The following is a 16,848-nucleotide window of genomic DNA, read 5'->3' on the forward strand; positions in this document are numbered from 1 at the left end:
TCGATGAAACTCGCTATCCTCTCCCGTGCGCCGCAGGCGTATTCCACTGTGCGACTTCGGGCGGCCGCTGAGCAACGTGGGCATACGGTGAAGGTTCTCAACACTTTGCGCTTCGCGATCGACCTCACGGGTGACGAACCTGATCTGCAATATCGCGGCAAGTTGCTGTCGGACTACGACGCCATCCTGCCCCGCATCGGCAACTCCATCACCTACTTCGGCACGGCTGTTGTTCGCCAGTTCGAGCAAATGGATGTCTACACGCCGAACACCTCGAGCGGAATTACGAACTCGCGCGACAAGCTGCGTGCCACCCAGATTCTTTCTCGCCACGACATCGCCATGCCGGCGACCACCTTTGTGCACAACCGGGCGGATGTCGAGATGGCCATTGAGCGCGTCGGCGGTGCACCCGTCGTCATCAAGCTGCTCGAAGGCACGCAGGGCATTGGCGTGATCCTCGCTCCGGACACTCAGGTCGCTAAGGCGATCATCGAGACCCTGCATTCGACGAAACAGAACGTGCTGATTCAGAGCTTCATCTCTGAGAGCAAGGGCCGCGACATCCGAGCCCTCGTCGTGGGGGACCGCGTTGTTGCGGCGATGCGTCGCGTTGCGGTTGGCGACGAATTTCGGTCGAACGTGCACCGCGGCGGCAACGTCGAAGCTGTTGAACTCACGCCGGAGTACCACCGCGCCGCCGTCAAGGCCGCCCAGATTATGGGCTTGCGCGTTGCCGGCGTCGACATGCTTGAGGGCAAAGATGGCCCGCTCGTGATGGAGGTCAACTCCTCGCCCGGGCTTGAGGGCATTGAGCGTGCAACCGGGTTGGATGTCGCGGGCGCGATCATTGACTACATCGCCAACCAGGTGGCATTCCCCGAGATCGATGTTCGCCAGCGTCTCAGCGTGTCAACCGGCTATGGCGTTGCCGAAATCGTTGTCGGAAGCGACGCGGATTTTGTGGGCAAGCAGCTGGGCGAATCGGGTCTCGGCGAGAAAGACATCACCGTGCTCACCCTGCACCGCGGCTCCAACGTTGTGCCGAACCCCCGGCGCAGCACTGTGCTCGAGGCGAACGACCGCCTGCTCTGCTTCGGCAAGCTCGAAGAGATGCGCGCAATGATCCCGGCACGCCGTCGCCGCCGCGCAAAGGTGCGCAAGCTTCCGCCGCAGCCTGTTACCGAAGACTAGAAGTGGCGAGCAACGAGCGCGATTTGCCGCGCTCAGAATTCGGTTTTCCCGGGCCGATGCGCGACACATTGGTGGCGGCCATTCTGGCCGGAGAGAAAACGTCGACGACGTCGACTCTGGTGGAATACGGCATAGAAAACGACCCTCTGCCTGAGGCAGGGGAGCGCTACGCTGTGGTGGATTCGCAAGACGACCCCGTTGCCGTGATCGAAATTATGGCTGTCGAGCAGAGGCGGCTTGCCGACGTGGGGTGGGAGCACGCTCGTGAAGAAGGCGAAGGCTATTCCTCGGTTGCGCAATGGCGCGCTGGTCACGAACGCTATTGGCACGGCGACGACATGCGTGCGTACCTCGGCGACCCAGCGTTCACAGTTAACGATGACACCATCGTGGTGCTGGAGAGATTCAGAGTGGTTCGCCAGCTAACCGCCGGTAATTCAGAGGCGCGCACGAGCGCATCCACGGCAAAGAAAGCAACGCTATGAATGGGCTGATCAGTGCGATTTACCGGGCGCGGGGCGTGCTGCTCTTCGTGTCGGTTATTGCGATCTTTGTGGGCACAATTGGCGCCCAGGTTATTCCGTTTGTCCCGGTAAAAACGGTGGCATCGGTGCTGCCCTTGGTGGGGATTCTGGGGATGCTGCTCGTTCTCGCCGTGGTCATTCCCGGGGTGAAACTCCTGCCCACGTGGGAGCCACGGACAGTGACGTCGCCGGTGACCGGCCGGTGGATGGCATTGAACAGTCCCGCAACGCGCGTTCCAAGCCACGGGGTTCGCGCTTACGGCCAGACGCACGCTGTTGACCTCGTCTGCGACCCCGCAGATCGTGTGAGGCCCGAGTTCGGCACCGGGATCGTGTTGCGATACCCCACCGAATATCCCGCGTTTGGCGAGCCGGTACGAGCGATGATCGACGGGGTCGTGGTGCGTGTTGCCGACTCGCAGCGAGACCACCGAGCCCGTGCATCACTGCTTGGTTTCGGCTACATGATGGTCGAAGGCACGCTCAGAGAACTAGGCGGCCCGCGTTTCATCGTGGGAAACACCATCACCATTCGTGGTGATGACGGGGTGTTCGCCCTCGTTGCCCACGTGAAGCAGCGATCAGCGATCGTAGGTGTTGGCGATAGGGTCACAGCTGGTCAGCCCATCGGCGCCTGCGGAAATTCAGGCAACTCCAGCGAGCCCCACGTGCACGCTCAGTTGATGGATCGCGCCTCTGTCTGGACCGCGCACGGAATACCGATGGTTTTCGGTTCCGTGTCAGTTGACGAGGAATCAGAAGAGCGCGACGCGATGCCGGCAGACAACGAGCACATCACCGTTCGTTAGCCCTTGATGGCCTGAGCCCAGCTCACCCGGCTTCCCACCTTCAGCAGTGAGTTGTTGTAGATGCGCGAGCCCAGAAGAATGGCGAGCCCGGCCGTGATGACGAGTATCGCGAGGGAAATTAGTGGCTCCCACCATTCGGCGGTTCCGAGGAAGAGGCGCATCGGCATCCCCACCGGTGCAGAGAACGGCACGTACGACATGATCGTCAGAGCGACGGGGTTGTCGTGCAGGAAGATGATTGCGAAGTACGGCAACATGATGAGCATCGTCACGGGCGTCATCGTTGTTCCCAGATCTTCTTGACGGGACACCATGGCGCCAACAGCGGCGAACAGAGCCGCGAGCAGAATAAAGCCGATGATGAAGAATCCGACGAACCACAGCAGCGGTGCGCCCAAAAGTGCCAGCAGCTCAGCCTGGCCGGTGACCGAAAGGCCGACGATCGCCAGCACCGCAATCGCGATGATTTGAGCGAAGGCCAGTAGCGAGTTGCCGATGACCTTTCCGGCCATGAGCGCCGAAACGGGCACTGCCGACATCAGAATCTCCACGATGCGTGTCTGCTTTTCTTCCACAACGCTCTGGGCGATCATCGGGCCAAACGTCATGCCCGAAGCAAAGAAGATGATGCCGAAGCCGAACGCAGCGAGATAGCTCAGAAGGTAGCTCGTGTCGCTCGGGTCGAGGAGGATCAGCTCCGGGCTCACACTGAGCCCCTGCATGAGCGACGACGGCGCATCGCTTGCGGCGATGACGGTAACGGGAATCGTGGAGCCATCCTCCGATGGCACGACCGCGGCATCCACGGTTCCCTCGGTGACGAGGGCTTCGGCGTCAGTGCGGTTGTCCACGACCGTAATCTCGAGTCCGGGGATGTTCGAGAGTTCGGACGACACCGAACTGACGACGGCCACCGGCGTGGTCGAGACGCTCTTCGACATGATTCCGCCGGCAATCACTCCGCCAAGAACGAGAAGGAGCAGGATGCCGGTGGTGATGAGGAAGCTTTTGGAGCGCAGTCGTGTGGTGATTTCTCGTTCGGCCACAAGCGCTACCGAGTGCGCAAAGCGGGGGGAGCGGCGGTCAGCAGTAGTGGCGTTCATTAGATGACCTCTCGGAAGATTTGGGCGAGGGATGCGCGCTGAGGCGAAAAAGAGGTGACGTCGCCGTCGGCGAGTGCCCGTCGTAAGACGCGCTGCGCCGCGGCGGGCTCGGCAGCATCGAAAGTGGCGCGGCCGCCATCGAGCTCGACCACAGTGATGTCGGGTTCGCCGCGAAGCCAGCCGAGGTCGCTACTGCACGCGATGGCGTAGCGCGGTGCCGAGTGTTGGGTGCGCAAAGCTTCGCGTTCTCCGGATGCCCGGATGCTGCCATCCGCAATGATGACTAGGTCGTCGCAGAGCCGCTCAACGATTTCGAGTTGGTGCGAGGAGAACAACACCGATGCGCCGGATGCCGCCCGCTGCTTGAGCGCCTCTACGACTGTGTCGACGGCGAGGGGATCCAACCCCGAGAACGGCTCATCGAGCACGAGTACTTCAGGCTCGTGCACGAGAGATGCTGCGATTTGCGCGCGCTGCTGATTTCCGAGCGAGAGGCTCTCGAGGGTGGAATCGCGACGCTCACCGAGGCCGAGTTCCTCAAGCAGGCTGTCAGCGTTGCGGCCAGCCGCGGCCTGCGTGAAGCCATGGAGCCGAGCGAGATAGACGAGCTGCTCCCGCACCTTCATCTTCGGGTACAGCCCACGTTCTTCGGGCATGTAGCCGAAACGACGCCGTTGTTCTGCGCCCAGAGGGTTGCCGTCGAGGTGAATCTCACCGGCATCCGCATTGAGAACGCCCAACAGGATGCGCATGGTCGTCGTTTTGCCCGCGCCGTTGCCACCAACGAAACCCGTCATGCGCCCATCGCGCACGGCAAAGGTCACCCCGTCGAGTGCAGGGCGCACCCCGAAGCTCTTGGTGATGTTGTCGAGTTGGAGCACCAGTACCGCCTTTATCCACAGAAAAACTAACTACCGACAACGCTAGCCACTCGCAGGACTGAGAGGTGCTCCCTCGCGGTGCTTCATCGCACCGAGTTGCTTGATCTCAGCGACACCGCGCGTGATCCTCTCTTGCAGACTGCCACAGTGCTGCAGTGCTGCAGTGCTGCAGTGCTGCAGTGCTGCAAGCCTGCGCTACGCAGCCAGTTGTCGTGACCGAGGAGTCGACGTTCGCACTCCTACAGTTTCTATGTGCGCAAAGTGGCCGACATTCGCCAGCGCCTGCTGGGTGGCATGAGGGAGTGCTTTCGCAAACCAGACATCGTCAGTGGCGCTCACAAAAGCGTCTCGTTCGCCACGAACCAGCGTGACGCGGCACTCAATGTTCGACCACTCTCGCTCGTCGTAACGGGCCGCAGCCTCAGCACCCTGAACGAACGAGCGCGGGCGGATTTCGGCGGCGAGTGAATCGAATACTGAACTGTCGAGCTCACGTCGGTTCTCAAAAAGGGGAGCACTGAGCGGTGCGAGGAGTCTCATGCGGTGCAACGCATGCACGACCACTCGTCCGGCAGGACCGAGCGCGGAAAGTAACCGCATGGCACCGAGCATCCCTGCCAACAGCGGCAGAACGGTGAAACGCCGAATCGGATGCCGCAGCACCGCCAGCGCGCCAGGTCCGGTCGCCGAGATGGCCGTCACGCTCAACGTGCGCTCCGGATACCGAGCCGCCAGCGTGAGCGCAAGGTGCCCTCCCAGAGAGTGACCGAAGACGTTCCACCTCGCAAAGCCGAGGGTTCTCGTGACGTGGGCCACTGCATCCACCATGTCTTCGACCGAGGTACCAGGGCGGACACTTCCGCTCTCACCCCAGCCGGGAAGATCGATCGCAACCACATTCTGCAATGGTTCGTGCGCGCTGTGAGCGGCGCGGATGAGGGGCAACCATGTGGTCCACGAACCTGCGGCACCGTGGAGAAGCACAGTGGCGGTATCGGAGCGCGCAGCTGCATTCGGATCCACGTGCACAACAACGTCGCCGAGAGCGGTGGGCACCACGACGCGGGAAAACCCCGCGGTGGCGCGGTCAAATCGGTTGTCGGCGCTGAAGTGCGTACTGGAAGCGGGCGTTGTGTTCACCGCAGTGGTTCGGAGCCGCAGCATCCATCGATTGCTTGAATGTGCGGCCACGAACGGATGGAGTTGAGTTACTGCACAACTGCGATCTGGGTGGATGCTTCTGCTTCACCGATGGAGCCGAGATCAATAACGTTCTCGAAGCCCGCATCTTCCATCAGCGCGACGGCCTGACCTGAACGGTTGCCTGACTTGCAATAGACGGCGTACTCAGCCTCGGGGTCGAGACTGGGAAGTGCTGCAGCAAATTCGCCTCCGTTGAGGTCGAGGAGGTTAGCGCCCTCAAGATGCCCTGCCGCATATTCGGCCGGGGTGCGAACGTCGATGAGGATGGTGTCAGCGCTGAGTTCGACGGAATCGCCTGCGGCCGAGCATCCGGCAATCGAAGCCAGCACGACGAGGGAACCGGCGAGAGCGGTGAGGGGACGGAACATTATTTCTCCTTGTGGAACGAGTGGTTATTCGGAAACCCGGCACGTGTCGCCTGGGCAGTATTGGGGTGGAGTTTTCGAAAGCAGGCGTTGAAGCGAGCAACCAATGCAGATGCCGAAAGCGGCTTCGAGGAACAGCATGGTGAGGCACAGGCTGCAGAGTGCGAGGGTCGCTTCGAGCGGAGCGCCGAGCACCCCCATGCCGGCGCAGGAGATCAGCGCAAGACCGTAACCGAGCCACCAAGCGAACTCTTTTTGCGGGGCGCCGACCCAGTTCGGTTCGTGCGTGCGAACGATGAGGCGACCAAGCGCGAGTGTGGGTGACCAGCGATCACCCACCGTGACGCGCAGGAGCATATCCATCATGAAGAACACTCCGAAGGGGCGAAGCGGCACCGCAGAATGCTCGACAATCGCGAAGCCGATCGAGACGGCACCGCCAATAAGGAGCATGCCCGCAGCCACGCGAACTGCGCGCTCGTTCACGACAGGGATGCTGTAGCCCTCGACAATGGAGCCGATGGTGGGAGCTTTAGTTGGCGTGGTGGTCGACACCGGTCACGCTCCTGTCACGAGCGAAATAAACTGCGGGATTTCTTGCACGAGAACGAAGGCTCCGATCACGAGAACGAAGATTCCGAATCCCTTGCGCAGAGCGCTTTCGGGAATGCGCCCCGCGAGCGCTGCACCCACAAACGAGCCCGCTACGGCGATCGCGGTGAACGCGAGGATGGTTGGCCAGGGAAGCTCAACGGTAAAGAGGTGGGCGACGAGCCCTGCCGACGACTGCATCGCAATAATCAGCAGCGAGGTGCCCACGGCGACCGCCACCGGAAGCCCGCCGAGAAGAGTGAGCGCGGGCACGATGAGGAAGCCGCCCCCAGCACCCACGAGCCCGGCGGCGATGCCGACGAAGAAGCCGTCTCGAATAATGCGGATGACCGGGAGCTGTGTGGGCTCGTGAATTGATCCTGCCGGTACTTTCTTTCGCCCGCGGATCATGGCCGTCGCGGTGGCGACCATCATGGCGGCGAAGAGCACCATCAGCACTGTGCCAGGGATATAGCCGCCGACGATGCCTCCGGCAAAAGCGCCTGCCATTCCAGCGACGCCGAAAATTAATCCGGTACGCCAGCGAACGCGCCCTGCTCGAGCATGATGAAAAACGCTGACAGCGCTCGTGACGCCCACGATAAATAGTGAAGCCGAGATCGCCTGCTGCGGCTCAAAGCCAGCAACGTAGGTGAGGATCGGCACGGTGAGGATCGAGCCGCCCCCGCCGAGCATCCCGAGAGAAACTCCCACGAGCACGGCGAGGGCCAGCGCGATAATCAGATTCGGCTCCATGAGGGCGCGTTACACCGCGGGTACTGCGCTGGCAGTTGCCAGCCAACCAAGGTACGAGCCATCGAGTTCGGCAACGTGGTAGCCCGCGCGGCGCAGGGCACTCGCGGCCACGCTATTGCGCACTCCGCTTTGGCAATACGTCACGATGGTTCCCTCGTGGGGGAGCTGGTCGAGCGACCACATGACGCGGCCGCCGCTCAGTTGTTCTGCTCCGGGGATGTGTCCCTCGGCGAACTCGGTTTTGTTGCGAACGTCGAGCAGAAGCACGCGATCAACGTCATTGAGGGTGGCGGGGTCGACGAGCTCGGGCACAACAAGGTTGAGTCCATCGAGGGTCGTCACGAAGCCTGACACGGTGTCGATGCCCACGCGCACGAGGTGATCGCGCAACTCTTGTGCGTGTTCAAGGTCGTCGGCAAGCAGGATGACGGGCCGCGTCTCAGCGTCGGGGTTGTACACCCAGGCGCCGTAGCTTGCGGCCTTCTCGGGGCCCGGAACGTTGAGGGATCGCGGCACAGTGCCACGGTGAACTTCGCTGTTGTGACGGGTGTCGATGAGAATGGCGCTGTCGGCGTCGAGAGCCGCCGCAACTTCCTCGGTCGTGTATTCACGCAGCGGGCTAACGGTGCCCATAACATTCGGGCCCTGACGGTTCTGTACCTTCATGCGCCCAAAGTAGGCGTGAGCATCCGGTTGGCCATTCAGCAGCTCGTCGATGAAGCCTTGCTCATCGTTGTTCTCGACGTAGTGGCTCCACCACGCGAACGCGCGCTCGTAACCGACAGTGGTTGTCGGAATTGCACCGAGAGCTTTGCCGCAGGCACTACCGGCACCGTGGGCAGGCAAAACCTGCACATAGTCGGGGAGAGTGAGGAAGCGGTCACGCAGGCTCGCGAAAATGTCTTTCGCTCCGCCGAAACGGGTATCAATGCCTCCGGCTGCTTCGTCAAGGAGGTCGGGTCGGCCGAGGTCTCCGACGAAGACGAAGTCTCCGCTCAGCATGAAACCGGGAGCGTCCGCTTGCGCACCATCAGTCACCAGGAACGAGAGGTGCTCGGGCGTGTGCCCGGGAGTGTGAACAGCCTTCAGCGTGATGTTGCCGAGGGTGATGATGTGGCCGTCTTTCATGCGCACAGCACCGTCGAAAGCGCTTCCGTAGGTCCAGTCGGGGCCACCTTCGTCTGACACGAGAATTTCCGCGCCGGTGCGAGCGGCGAGCTCGCGGGTGCCCGAAAGGTAGTCGGCATGAATGTGGGTTTCGGTGACGGCCGTGATGGTCATCCCGTTCTTGGCGGCGATCTCAAGATAAACGTCGAGGTCGCGGCGGGGGTCAACAACGATCGCTTCGCCCTTGGCCTGGCAACCGATGAAGTAGCTAGCCTGAGCGAGGTCGGTGTCATAGATGCGTTCGAGAAGCATGTTTACTCCAGTGAGTGTTCGCTATGTCCGGGGGAGGGATGGCGTTAGCGGCGGTGGGTCGTTAACGGTGTCTGCGTGTTAGCAGTGGCAACGATCGCTTTCGGCAACGTTGGCGAGGGCATCCTCGATGTGTTCTCCGCAGCCAGCCCAAGTGGGTTTACTGCAGTTCTGGCAAGTAACTTGTGCGCACATATGGTCTCCTAACGACCGAAGAGGCGGGCAAAGAAGCCGCCCTGAGTGGATTTTGCGGCGTCAATCTCGGATTGCGAGTGCTTGCCGTTGCACCAGTTGGATGCGGGCACGCTGCGCTTGATGGACTGGATGTGGTCTCCGCATCCGGCCCACGTTGTTTTCTCGCATACGCGACACGTGACTGCTCTGCACATAACTCTGCTTTCGTTGATTGGCTATCCGTTGCAATACCCTAGGGGGTATGCTCAGACTATACCCCATGGGGTATCAAAACTGTCAACTCACACGAGAGAAGCGAGACAACTATGGATTCCTTCACATCCGAATCAGTGTCGGTAGCCGATCCCGACGCGCAAAAGAAAATCGCGAATCGCTTGCGTCGCGCTCAGGGGCAATTGGGCGCACTGATCGCCACCGTCGAGACGGGAGCCGAATGCCGCGACGTCGTGCACCAGCTGGCTGCAGTCTCGAAAGCTCTTGACCGCGCAGGGTTCCTCGTGATCTCCGAAGCGATGAAAGAGTGCCTCATCAATCCGGATGCCGAAGGCTCGCCTCAATCAGAAGAGATCGAGAAACTCTTTCTCTCGCTCGCGTAACGGCTGGTCGCTAGGGCGTGGTTGCGGTCACGATCAAGCGAAAGAGTTCGATAACAGGTTCGCGTAACGCGGTTGTCAGAATGGCGAACACCAAAATGTTGAGAACCACGGTGCCCCAGAAGGCTTGGCGGAACATTGGCTTCTGAGTTTTGTGGCGAAGACGCTGTTGGGCAACGATGGCTCCGGGCCAGCCGCCGAAGAGTCCGAGCCCGAGCAGAGCGCTTTCTGTGACCCGCCATTGCCTAGTTTGGGCCGCCTTTTTGTCGGTGGCGTAGGAGGCATAAGTGATGACGCTCATCACGAGGTAAAGCGCTGCGAAGAGCCACGGGAGTGCACCGATTGCGGTGACGATGCTGATCGCGATCGCGAAGGTGGCCAATACGACGTAACTCATTGTTCCCGGGCGGCTCTTGCGGGCGCGGATGGGGCGGCCTGAAGCGGAGAGGTAGCGAATGCTGCGCGCTCGAGTCTTACCGTCGTTCGTGGTCTCGACTGTGAAGCTGACCCGTTCGCCGGGCGCCGGGCGGGCGTCGCGGCGTGGGAAGGCAGAGATGTGGGCAAAGACGCTTTCGCCGGTGCGGTTGCCGCTACCAGTGCTGCCCGCGCCGTTGGCGCTGCTCGGGCCGTCAACGGTAATAAAACCAAAGCCACGTTCGTCGTTCCATGACGCCAGCGCACCCTGCTGTCGTGCGCTTCGGGAACTCATGTATTGAGGGTAACTGCCTGAGCCGCTGTGCGCGGTATCGGCGTACCCTCAGACTCGCTGAATTCGGCCCACAGAGCTGAGGTCTGCTCCTACACTGGCGGTGCGCCCTCAACGAGAGTTGAGTAGCGATCGAACGGATGACCTCAACCACATCATCGTGAAGAAAAGAGAGAATCTCGTGCCTGTTCAAGAACCCGTCGCCCGTCAGCCTTGGTGTGGCCCTCGTGCCGCCGAAGCGCAGCCCCACACTCTCGACCAACTGGACGCGTGGTGGCGAGCAGCGAACTATCTTGCGGTCGGCCAGATCTATCTGCTCGACAACCCTCTGTTGCGTGAACCCCTCCGCCGCGAGCACACTAAGCCCCGACTCCTCGGTCACTGGGGCACAACGCCCGGACTGAACTTTGTGTGGGCTCACCTGAACCGCATTATTCAGGAACGCGACACCGACACGATCTTTGTTGCTGGCCCCGGACACGGCGGCCCCGCTGTTGTCGCGAGTGCGTACCTCGACGGCACCTACAGCGAAACGTACGGCGATATTGATAAGAGCGCGGATGGCATCCGCAAGCTGTTCAGACAGTTTTCGTTCCCGGGTGGCATTCCGAGCCACGCGGCTCCCGAAACTCCCGGCTCCATCCATGAGGGTGGCGAGCTGGGCTATGCCCTGTCGCACGCCTACGGCGCCGCCTTCGATAACCCGAATCTTCTTGTCGCGGCAGTTGTCGGCGATGGCGAGGCCGAAACCGGGCCGCTCGCGACGAGCTGGCACTCGAACAAGTTCATCGACCCCGAACGTGATGGTGTCGTGCTGCCGATCTTGCACCTCAATGGTTACAAGATCGCGAACCCCACTGTGCTGGCCCGCATCCCTGAAGATGAACTGTGCGACCTGATGCGTGGCTACGGGCATACGCCCTACGTTGTCTCGGGCGGGTTTGACGACGAGGACCCTCGCGCCGTGCACGAACGCATGGCAGCGACTCTCGATGACATCGTCGATCACATCGCTCAGATCAAAGCGGATGCGGCGGCGGGAACGCTCGAGGGGCGCCCGGCCTGGCCGATGCTCATTCTGCGCACGCCCAAGGGCTGGACGGGCCCACAAGTGGTCGACGGACATCCTGTCGAAAACAACTGGCGTTCTCATCAGGTGCCGCTCGCGAGTGTGCGCGATACCGAGGAACACCTCCTGCAGCTTCACGAATGGATGGCCTCGTATCGTCCTGAGGAACTCTTCGACGAGAGTGGCGCACCGAACGCGCTAACTACCGCGCTCGCGCCGACTGGCGATCGCCGTATGAGTGCCAACCCGGTGACCAATGGCGGACTCCTGCGAGCACCGTTGCGGCTGCCCGACTTTCGGGACTATGCCGTTGACGTGCCGAATCCGGGTGAAACGACTAGCTCGGCAACGGGCGCGCTAGGGGAGTGGCTGCGCGATGTGGTGCGCGACAACCCCGACAACTTCCGCATCTTTGGGGCCGACGTCACGGCATCCAATCGACTGAGCGCGGTCTTCGACGTGACCGACAAACAGTGGGATGCCGAGTTCCTGCCCATCGACGCCGACAATCATCTTGCTCGCGCGGGGCGCGTAATGGAGATGCTCAGCGAACATCAGTGTCAGGGCTGGCTCGAGGGATACCTCCTCACCGGCCGCCACGGCATGTTCAATTCGTACGAGGCGTTCATCCACATCGTCGATTCGATGTTCAACCAGCACGCCAAATGGCTTGAGGGGGCGAACGCGATCCCGTGGCGTCGACCAGTGTCGTCGCTCAACTATCTGCTGAGCTCGCACGTGTGGCGTCAAGATCACAACGGTGCCTCGCATCAAGACCCCGGCTTCCTTGACCTAGTCATGAACAAAAAGCCCGATGTGGTGCGCGCCTATCTGCCGTGTGATGCCAACACCCTCATCGCCACCTACGACCACTGCCTTCGTTCCGTCGACAAAATCAATGTCGTCATCGCGGGCAAACATCCCGAAAACAACTGGCTCGATATGCCGGCTGCCATCGAGCACTGCACGCGCGGCATCGGCCTGTTCGACTGGGCAGGCACCGAAGTCGTTGGTGAAGAACCGGATGTCGTACTCGCCTGCGCCGGCGACGTCCCGACCCTAGAAACGTTGGCGGCCGCGCAAATCTTGCGCGAGCGGATCCCCGAGCTGCGGGTGCGCGTCGTCAACGTCATCGACTTGATGCGTCTGCACAGCGAGTCGGAGCATCCGCACGGTCTCAGTGACGCCGAATACGATGCGATCTTCACAACAGACAAGCCCGTGATCTTTGCGCACCACGGTTATCCGTGGCTGATCCATCGCCTCACGTATAAGCGAGCCGGGCACTCCAATCTGCATGTGCGTGGGTACAAAGACGAGGGTACGACGACGACACCGTTCGACATGGTGATGCTCAACGACCTCGACCGCTATCACTTGGTGATTGACGTGCTCGAGCGCGTGCCGGGCCTCACCTCGAGGCATGCTGCCTTCTGGCAAGAGATGCACGACACTCGTCTGCACGCGCAGCAATACACCCGCGAACACGGCGAAGACATGCCCGAAGTCGCTGATTGGAAGTGGAACGCGTCCTGACGAGCAAAGGGAGCGGTGGCCCTCGAGTCCACCGCAATTCTGTAACGCTGGCGAGCAGCGAAAAAGTGCCGCATTTGGGGTGCTGGTGCACGACATAATTTGTGCTTAGAATGAGCGTGACATCGCGTTGATGCCCGGCAATCGTGCCCACTCGGGAGTTCTTCCCTAGGCCGTCAGAAAGATCAGATCAACCGGTATGAACATCACCGAAATCGCTATTAACGCACTCGGATTCGCGGGCACCGTTTTCTCGTTCCTCATGTGGGTTCCTCAGGCACGCATCACGTGGCAGAGCCGCAACGACGCGGTGCGTCTTGCCGGTATTTCCGAAACGACCCAGTGGTTGTTGGTCTTCGGCTACAGCGTGTGGGGCGCTTACGGGCTCATGAGCTCGTCGTTCTGGGTTGCTGCTCCCAGCGCTGTCGCCATCCCGCTTGCCGCCGCCACGATTGTGGTCATTCGCCGTGGTCGCCGCTTGCCCGATGAGGGGCGTTCGTTCCCGATTTTCTCCAGCACGGATGCCGATCCGCTCGTCACGATCAGCGACGGCCTGGTGGCGCTCACCGAGTCCATTCCGATCATTCACGCCCACGTCGAGACTCCTGCCGAAGCGGCCGTTATCGCGCACGACACGTCGGATGTTCTTGGCGAGCCATTGCCGCACTCCGCGGGGTACACCGCGACGGGCACGATCCCGATCCTCGCGTAAGCACGGAGGCGGCTCGGCGGCTCGGCGGCGGCGGTCGCGGCGGTTCTTACGCCTCTTCGACGATGTGCGGCTCGTGGGGAGAATCTTCAACGCCGTCCCCGGCGCTGCTCGACTTCAATTCCGCTGCGTCTCCGCGCAAGGCCATCGCGATTACGGGGTAGATGAGCACGGAGAGCAGGCCGGCACCGACCAGAGCGGCAGCAGTGCCGGAGTCGATGTATTCGCTGTCGACGCCGATTGCGGTAACAGCGACAATGATGGGAAGCCCTGTCGCTCCGAGAAGGCCGAGGGCGGCGCGATCACGCTTGCTGGAGCCCTTCGGGGCAGCAAACATCGATGGCACTCCGCGCACAATGAGCAGCAGCACGAGGAAGACCGGAACGAGCGCCGCAACGCTCCAGTCTGAGGTGAGAGCGCTGAGCTCGAAAGACACTCCCGTGTTGATGTAGAAGATCGGAACAAGGAATCCGAATGCAATGGCATCCAACTTCGAGTCGACCATCGCGCGGTCGCGCTCGGGCGCTTGGCGCATCATGACCTGCCAGAGCAATCCGGCAACGAATGCGCCGAGGAGCATATCCAGGTCGAGAACAATGCTCAGCACAACAAGCGCAGCAACGATAAAGATGACAAGCCGGATCGCGAACTGACCTGAGGTGTGCAGGGTTGCGGTCACGAGGCGGTGGAGCGAGTTGTGTTCGATGCGCGCCGCGAGGAACAACAGGGTCATCGCAATCAGGATGAATACGCCAAGCACGACAGTTGAGACTCCGAGCGAGCTAGCGCCGAGAAAAATAGAGATGGCGATCAGCGGACCGAATTCACCGACAGCGCCGAGTGCGACTGCGGAGCCGCCGAAGCGAGTGGGAAGTTCGCCGGCATCGCGCAGGATGGGCATGATCGCTCCGAGCGCAGTCGAACACAATGCGATGCCAATGACTACAGCGCCGAAGCCTGGCTCGATGAGAAAGCCAACGGCGATTCCGGCGACCAAGCCGATAAGCCAACCCAGCGACGCACGCCGACCATTCCGACCACGAATGTTGCTGAGCCGGATCTCGTTCCCGGCCATGAAAAACAGCATGGCGAGGCCGAAGTCAGAAAGTTGTTCGACAAACTCTGACTCGCCAACCCAGCCAAGAACGCTCGGCCCAATCATGATGCCGAGAAGAAGCTCGAAGACAACGATCGAGATGCGGACTAGGGGAGACAGCGCTCGCGCCAGCAATGGTGCCATGACCGCCAGAATTGGGATCAGCACGAGACCCCAGTTCGCTACTTCCATAGCTTCTTCGGTGCTATCCATTGGTCACAAAACTGTTCACTTCGGCGGCGATCACGTCGCGCACTACGGACGTATCGAGCGTCGCGATACCGTCTCCGGCCTGCACTCCGTAGTCACCGAAGCTGGCGTGGTTGGCACCGTCGATGGGAAAGAAGGTGGTGGATGTCGGCAGCAGGTCAGCCGCATCCATGATTTTCTCGGGCGTGCTCAGGAGGTCATTGCTTCCGCTGATGCTCAGAACGCGAGCGTCAACCTCGGAAAGGTCGTTGGCGCAGTAGCTTCCGAAGAGAATGAGGCCGCTCACGTCGGGCTGTTCGGCGTATTGGCATGCTCGAACGCCGCCGAGCGAATGTCCGCCGACTATCCACTCATCGACGTCGGGCGCCGCCGCCGTAAAAGTGTCAAGTGACCGTTGGTCGAAAAATGCGAGATTCAGGATGGGCTTCGTCACGACAACCGTGAGCCCCGATTCGGCGACCGCTCCAGAGAGCTTGTAGAGGTAGGCATCCGCGCTGACCTTTGCTCCCGGGATGAACACGAGACCTTCGCCTGAAGCGTCACCGGTGGGGGTGAGGATGAAGGAGTTTTGATTTTCGGTGATGTGCACGGCCGGGTTCGTGCGCACGCTCTCCAGTGCGTCCGGCTCTGCCTGCATCACCCCCACGTTCGCCCACACGAGCATTCCGGCCACGAGCAGCACAACGATTGCGGCGAGTGAAATAAAGATGGTGCGGGTGAGGCGCCGCGTTCGTTTCGGCTCTCGAGTGTCATCCGTCGACGTCGGCTCCGCTGACGCAATGGGCGAAGTCGGATCGGATGGCGGCGAATCAGCAGCGTGCATCGCCCCAGTCTAGGGAGTGAGGGGCCAGCGCCGCGCAGGCGGACTAGTGCGCGGCGACCGGATGCTGCGCTTTCAGCGAGAATGCGATTGCGGTAGCAGCGCTCGCCAACAACACGCTGGTGACCGCGATCACGACGCCATCCGGTTGCATGATCGATTGCCCGCTGAGCGCTTGCGCGGTGAGGACCACGGTAATCGCGCCATAGAGAACCGTGAGGATCGCCACAATGCGGAGTCGCACGGCCTCGTTGCGGAGCGCGCCGAAGCGGCGTCCGAGGAGCTCTAAGAAGAGTGCGCTGAGGGGGAGAAGCTGCAGGGCGTGCATCCCAATGAAATGCGGAACGCGGAGATCGCCGGCGACGGTGCTCCAGCCAAGAAGGGGCAACCCCTCGCCACCGTCGGGGAGACCAACCGTGTGTGCACCGGCGATGCCCTGAAAATCGCTGAGTTGTTCAGCATTGGGCGACGTCATGAAGAAGGCCAATCCCATGCCGACCACGCCAATGACGAGGCCAGCCCTGATAGCAAGGGCGCGAGCACGGTCCGAAAGCTGCTGACGCCACAGCAAGATCGCCACGAAAATAGCGGCACTCCAGACGATCACGACCGACACTGCCATCACCGACCAGAGTGTCGTCGTGAGCGGGGTGCTTACGTTGAAGTGACTCGTGGTGCCGAGTGCAGCGGCGCCGCCGATGACGACCATTTCAACTGCCAAAAAGACGGCGGTGATTGTGCCGAGCCACCAAGTCAGTCGTATGTGTCGTTGCAGCATTCCGAGTAGCCACGCCAAGGTCAGTGCGTACAGGCCGATCGACAGGGAAAACTTGAGGGGTTTAGCCCACAGGGGAGCACCGGTGACAAGGCGCGGATCTACAACGAGTCCGATCGCGGCCAGGATGCTCGCTATGGCCATCAGAATGGCGAGCCACAGCAACGGTGCGTGGAGTAGTGCGCGGTTGAGTCCGAACGGTGCGATGGGCGTGGCGGTCATGGTTGCTCCTCAAGTCGATAGCAACACTATCGGATAGTTTCACTATCCGTAAGTACCTTTTTCCTGCAATTGGTCGGC

The 16,848-nt window shown here is 61.3% G+C and carries 17 protein-coding genes; 6 read left to right on the forward strand and 11 right to left on the reverse strand.

Features of this window, described 5'->3' with window-relative positions:
• The first annotated feature begins 3 nt into the window (after positions 1 to 3).
• From rimK to ACWFSR_RS06370, 3 genes are read left to right on the forward strand one after another with little or no spacing between them, the layout of a single operon-like run.
• The gene (gene rimK, locus ACWFSR_RS06360) at positions 4 to 1,194 is read left to right on the forward strand and encodes a 30S ribosomal protein S6--L-glutamate ligase (RefSeq protein ID WP_447523369.1); all 1,191 of its coding nucleotides are present in this window, start codon (positions 4 to 6) and stop codon (positions 1,192 to 1,194) included.
• A 2-nt stretch (positions 1,195 to 1,196) separates the two neighbouring features.
• Positions 1,197 to 1,679 (forward strand): ASCH domain-containing protein, encoded by a 483-nt coding sequence (locus ACWFSR_RS06365; RefSeq protein ID WP_447523370.1) that lies wholly within the window; start codon positions 1,197 to 1,199, stop codon positions 1,677 to 1,679.
• Positions 1,676 to 2,527, forward strand: coding sequence for a M23 family metallopeptidase (locus tag ACWFSR_RS06370; RefSeq protein WP_197105461.1), 852 nt, complete (start codon positions 1,676 to 1,678; stop codon positions 2,525 to 2,527). The genes ACWFSR_RS06365 and ACWFSR_RS06370 overlap by 4 nt, the downstream gene beginning before the upstream one ends.
• On the opposite strand, the gene ACWFSR_RS06375 is transcribed toward ACWFSR_RS06370, so the two are convergent.
• The 7 genes from ACWFSR_RS06375 to ACWFSR_RS06405 form a co-directional block, all read right to left on the reverse strand.
• Complete coding sequence (locus ACWFSR_RS06375) at positions 2,524 to 3,630, reverse strand: ABC transporter permease (protein WP_447523371.1); 1,107 nt, start codon at positions 3,628 to 3,630, stop codon at positions 2,524 to 2,526. The genes ACWFSR_RS06370 and ACWFSR_RS06375 overlap by 4 nt on opposite strands.
• A complete protein-coding gene (locus ACWFSR_RS06380) occupies positions 3,630 to 4,511 on the reverse strand; it encodes an ABC transporter ATP-binding protein (protein WP_447523372.1) in 882 nt (293 codons plus the stop codon). Before ACWFSR_RS06380 ends, ACWFSR_RS06375 begins: the two co-directional genes overlap by 1 nt.
• Before the next feature lie 195 nt (positions 4,512 to 4,706).
• On the reverse strand, positions 4,707 to 5,651 hold the full coding sequence (locus tag ACWFSR_RS06385) for an alpha/beta fold hydrolase (RefSeq protein ID WP_447523373.1): 945 nt from the start codon (positions 5,649 to 5,651) through the stop codon (positions 4,707 to 4,709).
• Between the two features lie 68 nt (positions 5,652 to 5,719).
• Positions 5,720 to 6,082 (reverse strand): rhodanese-like domain-containing protein, encoded by a 363-nt coding sequence (locus tag ACWFSR_RS06390; RefSeq protein WP_447523374.1) that lies wholly within the window; start codon positions 6,080 to 6,082, stop codon positions 5,720 to 5,722.
• 24 nt (positions 6,083 to 6,106) lie between these two features.
• A complete protein-coding gene (locus ACWFSR_RS06395) occupies positions 6,107 to 6,634 on the reverse strand; it encodes a DUF4395 domain-containing protein (RefSeq protein WP_447523375.1) in 528 nt (175 codons plus the stop codon).
• A 3-nt stretch (positions 6,635 to 6,637) separates the two neighbouring features.
• Positions 6,638 to 7,426, reverse strand: coding sequence for a sulfite exporter TauE/SafE family protein (locus tag ACWFSR_RS06400; RefSeq protein WP_447523376.1), 789 nt, complete (start codon positions 7,424 to 7,426; stop codon positions 6,638 to 6,640).
• A gap of 9 nt (positions 7,427 to 7,435) precedes the next feature.
• Positions 7,436 to 8,845: an MBL fold metallo-hydrolase gene (locus ACWFSR_RS06405; RefSeq protein ID WP_447523377.1), complete on the reverse strand. Its 1,410-nt coding sequence runs from the start codon at positions 8,843 to 8,845 to the stop codon at positions 7,436 to 7,438.
• Positions 8,846 to 9,342: 497 nt separating this feature from the next.
• Here ACWFSR_RS06405 and ACWFSR_RS06410 point away from each other — a divergent pair, with 497 nt between their 5' ends.
• Entirely contained in the window at positions 9,343 to 9,633 is a 291-nt protein-coding gene (locus tag ACWFSR_RS06410) for a metal-sensitive transcriptional regulator (protein ID WP_447523378.1), read from the forward strand.
• A gap of 10 nt (positions 9,634 to 9,643) precedes the next feature.
• Here the strand turns inward: ACWFSR_RS06410 and ACWFSR_RS06415 are convergent, their stop codons facing one another.
• Complete coding sequence (locus tag ACWFSR_RS06415) at positions 9,644 to 10,339, reverse strand: DUF1294 domain-containing protein (RefSeq protein ID WP_447523379.1); 696 nt, start codon at positions 10,337 to 10,339, stop codon at positions 9,644 to 9,646.
• Between the two features lie 178 nt (positions 10,340 to 10,517).
• Between ACWFSR_RS06415 and ACWFSR_RS06420 the strand changes: the two genes are divergently transcribed.
• Both ACWFSR_RS06420 and ACWFSR_RS06425 read left to right on the forward strand, forming a co-directional pair.
• Positions 10,518 to 12,941 (forward strand): phosphoketolase family protein, encoded by a 2,424-nt coding sequence (locus ACWFSR_RS06420; protein WP_447523437.1) that lies wholly within the window; start codon positions 10,518 to 10,520, stop codon positions 12,939 to 12,941.
• A gap of 196 nt (positions 12,942 to 13,137) precedes the next feature.
• On the forward strand, positions 13,138 to 13,650 hold the full coding sequence (locus tag ACWFSR_RS06425) for a hypothetical protein (RefSeq protein WP_197105471.1): 513 nt from the start codon (positions 13,138 to 13,140) through the stop codon (positions 13,648 to 13,650).
• A gap of 46 nt (positions 13,651 to 13,696) precedes the next feature.
• Here the strand turns inward: ACWFSR_RS06425 and ACWFSR_RS06430 are convergent, their stop codons facing one another.
• The 3 genes from ACWFSR_RS06430 to ACWFSR_RS06440 are packed head-to-tail and all read right to left on the reverse strand — an operon-like array spanning position 13,697 to position 16,770.
• Positions 13,697 to 14,956 carry a cation:proton antiporter gene (locus ACWFSR_RS06430; protein ID WP_447523380.1) on the reverse strand — a complete coding sequence of 420 codons (1,260 nt, stop codon included), beginning with the start codon at positions 14,954 to 14,956 and terminating at the stop codon, positions 13,697 to 13,699.
• Entirely contained in the window at positions 14,949 to 15,776 is an 828-nt protein-coding gene (locus ACWFSR_RS06435; RefSeq protein ID WP_197105472.1) for an alpha/beta hydrolase, read from the reverse strand. Before ACWFSR_RS06435 ends, ACWFSR_RS06430 begins: the two co-directional genes overlap by 8 nt.
• A gap of 43 nt (positions 15,777 to 15,819) precedes the next feature.
• Positions 15,820 to 16,770, reverse strand: a complete 951-nt coding sequence (locus ACWFSR_RS06440; RefSeq protein WP_197105473.1) for a hypothetical protein — start codon at positions 16,768 to 16,770, stop codon at positions 15,820 to 15,822.
• Positions 16,771 to 16,848: the final 78 nt, after the last annotated feature.

This window comes from Salinibacterium sp. NYA9b (assembly GCF_976973725.1).

What these genes read in the sequence shown, in the direction of transcription:
- rimK (WP_447523369.1), top strand. Translation starts at nt 4, where the DNA reads ATGAAACTCGCTATCCTCTCCCGTGCGCCGCAGGCGTATTCCACTGTG.
- ACWFSR_RS06400 (WP_447523376.1), bottom strand. Translation starts at nt 7,426, where the DNA reads ATGGAGCCGAATCTGATTATCGCGCTGGCCCTCGCCGTGCTCGTGGGA.
- ACWFSR_RS06435 (WP_197105472.1), bottom strand. Translation starts at nt 15,776, where the DNA reads ATGCACGCTGCTGATTCGCCGCCATCCGATCCGACTTCGCCCATTGCG.
- ACWFSR_RS06440 (WP_197105473.1), bottom strand. Translation starts at nt 16,770, where the DNA reads ATGACCGCCACGCCCATCGCACCGTTCGGACTCAACCGCGCACTACTC.
- ACWFSR_RS06410 (WP_447523378.1), top strand. Translation starts at nt 9,343, where the DNA reads ATGGATTCCTTCACATCCGAATCAGTGTCGGTAGCCGATCCCGACGCG.
- ACWFSR_RS06405 (WP_447523377.1), bottom strand. Translation starts at nt 8,845, where the DNA reads ATGCTTCTCGAACGCATCTATGACACCGACCTCGCTCAGGCTAGCTAC.
- ACWFSR_RS06370 (WP_197105461.1), top strand. Translation starts at nt 1,676, where the DNA reads ATGAATGGGCTGATCAGTGCGATTTACCGGGCGCGGGGCGTGCTGCTC.
- ACWFSR_RS06375 (WP_447523371.1), bottom strand. Translation starts at nt 3,630, where the DNA reads ATGAACGCCACTACTGCTGACCGCCGCTCCCCCCGCTTTGCGCACTCG.
- ACWFSR_RS06425 (WP_197105471.1), top strand. Translation starts at nt 13,138, where the DNA reads ATGAACATCACCGAAATCGCTATTAACGCACTCGGATTCGCGGGCACC.
- ACWFSR_RS06415 (WP_447523379.1), bottom strand. Translation starts at nt 10,339, where the DNA reads ATGAGTTCCCGAAGCGCACGACAGCAGGGTGCGCTGGCGTCATGGAAC.
- ACWFSR_RS06430 (WP_447523380.1), bottom strand. Translation starts at nt 14,956, where the DNA reads ATGGATAGCACCGAAGAAGCTATGGAAGTAGCGAACTGGGGTCTCGTG.
- ACWFSR_RS06390 (WP_447523374.1), bottom strand. Translation starts at nt 6,082, where the DNA reads ATGTTCCGTCCCCTCACCGCTCTCGCCGGTTCCCTCGTCGTGCTGGCT.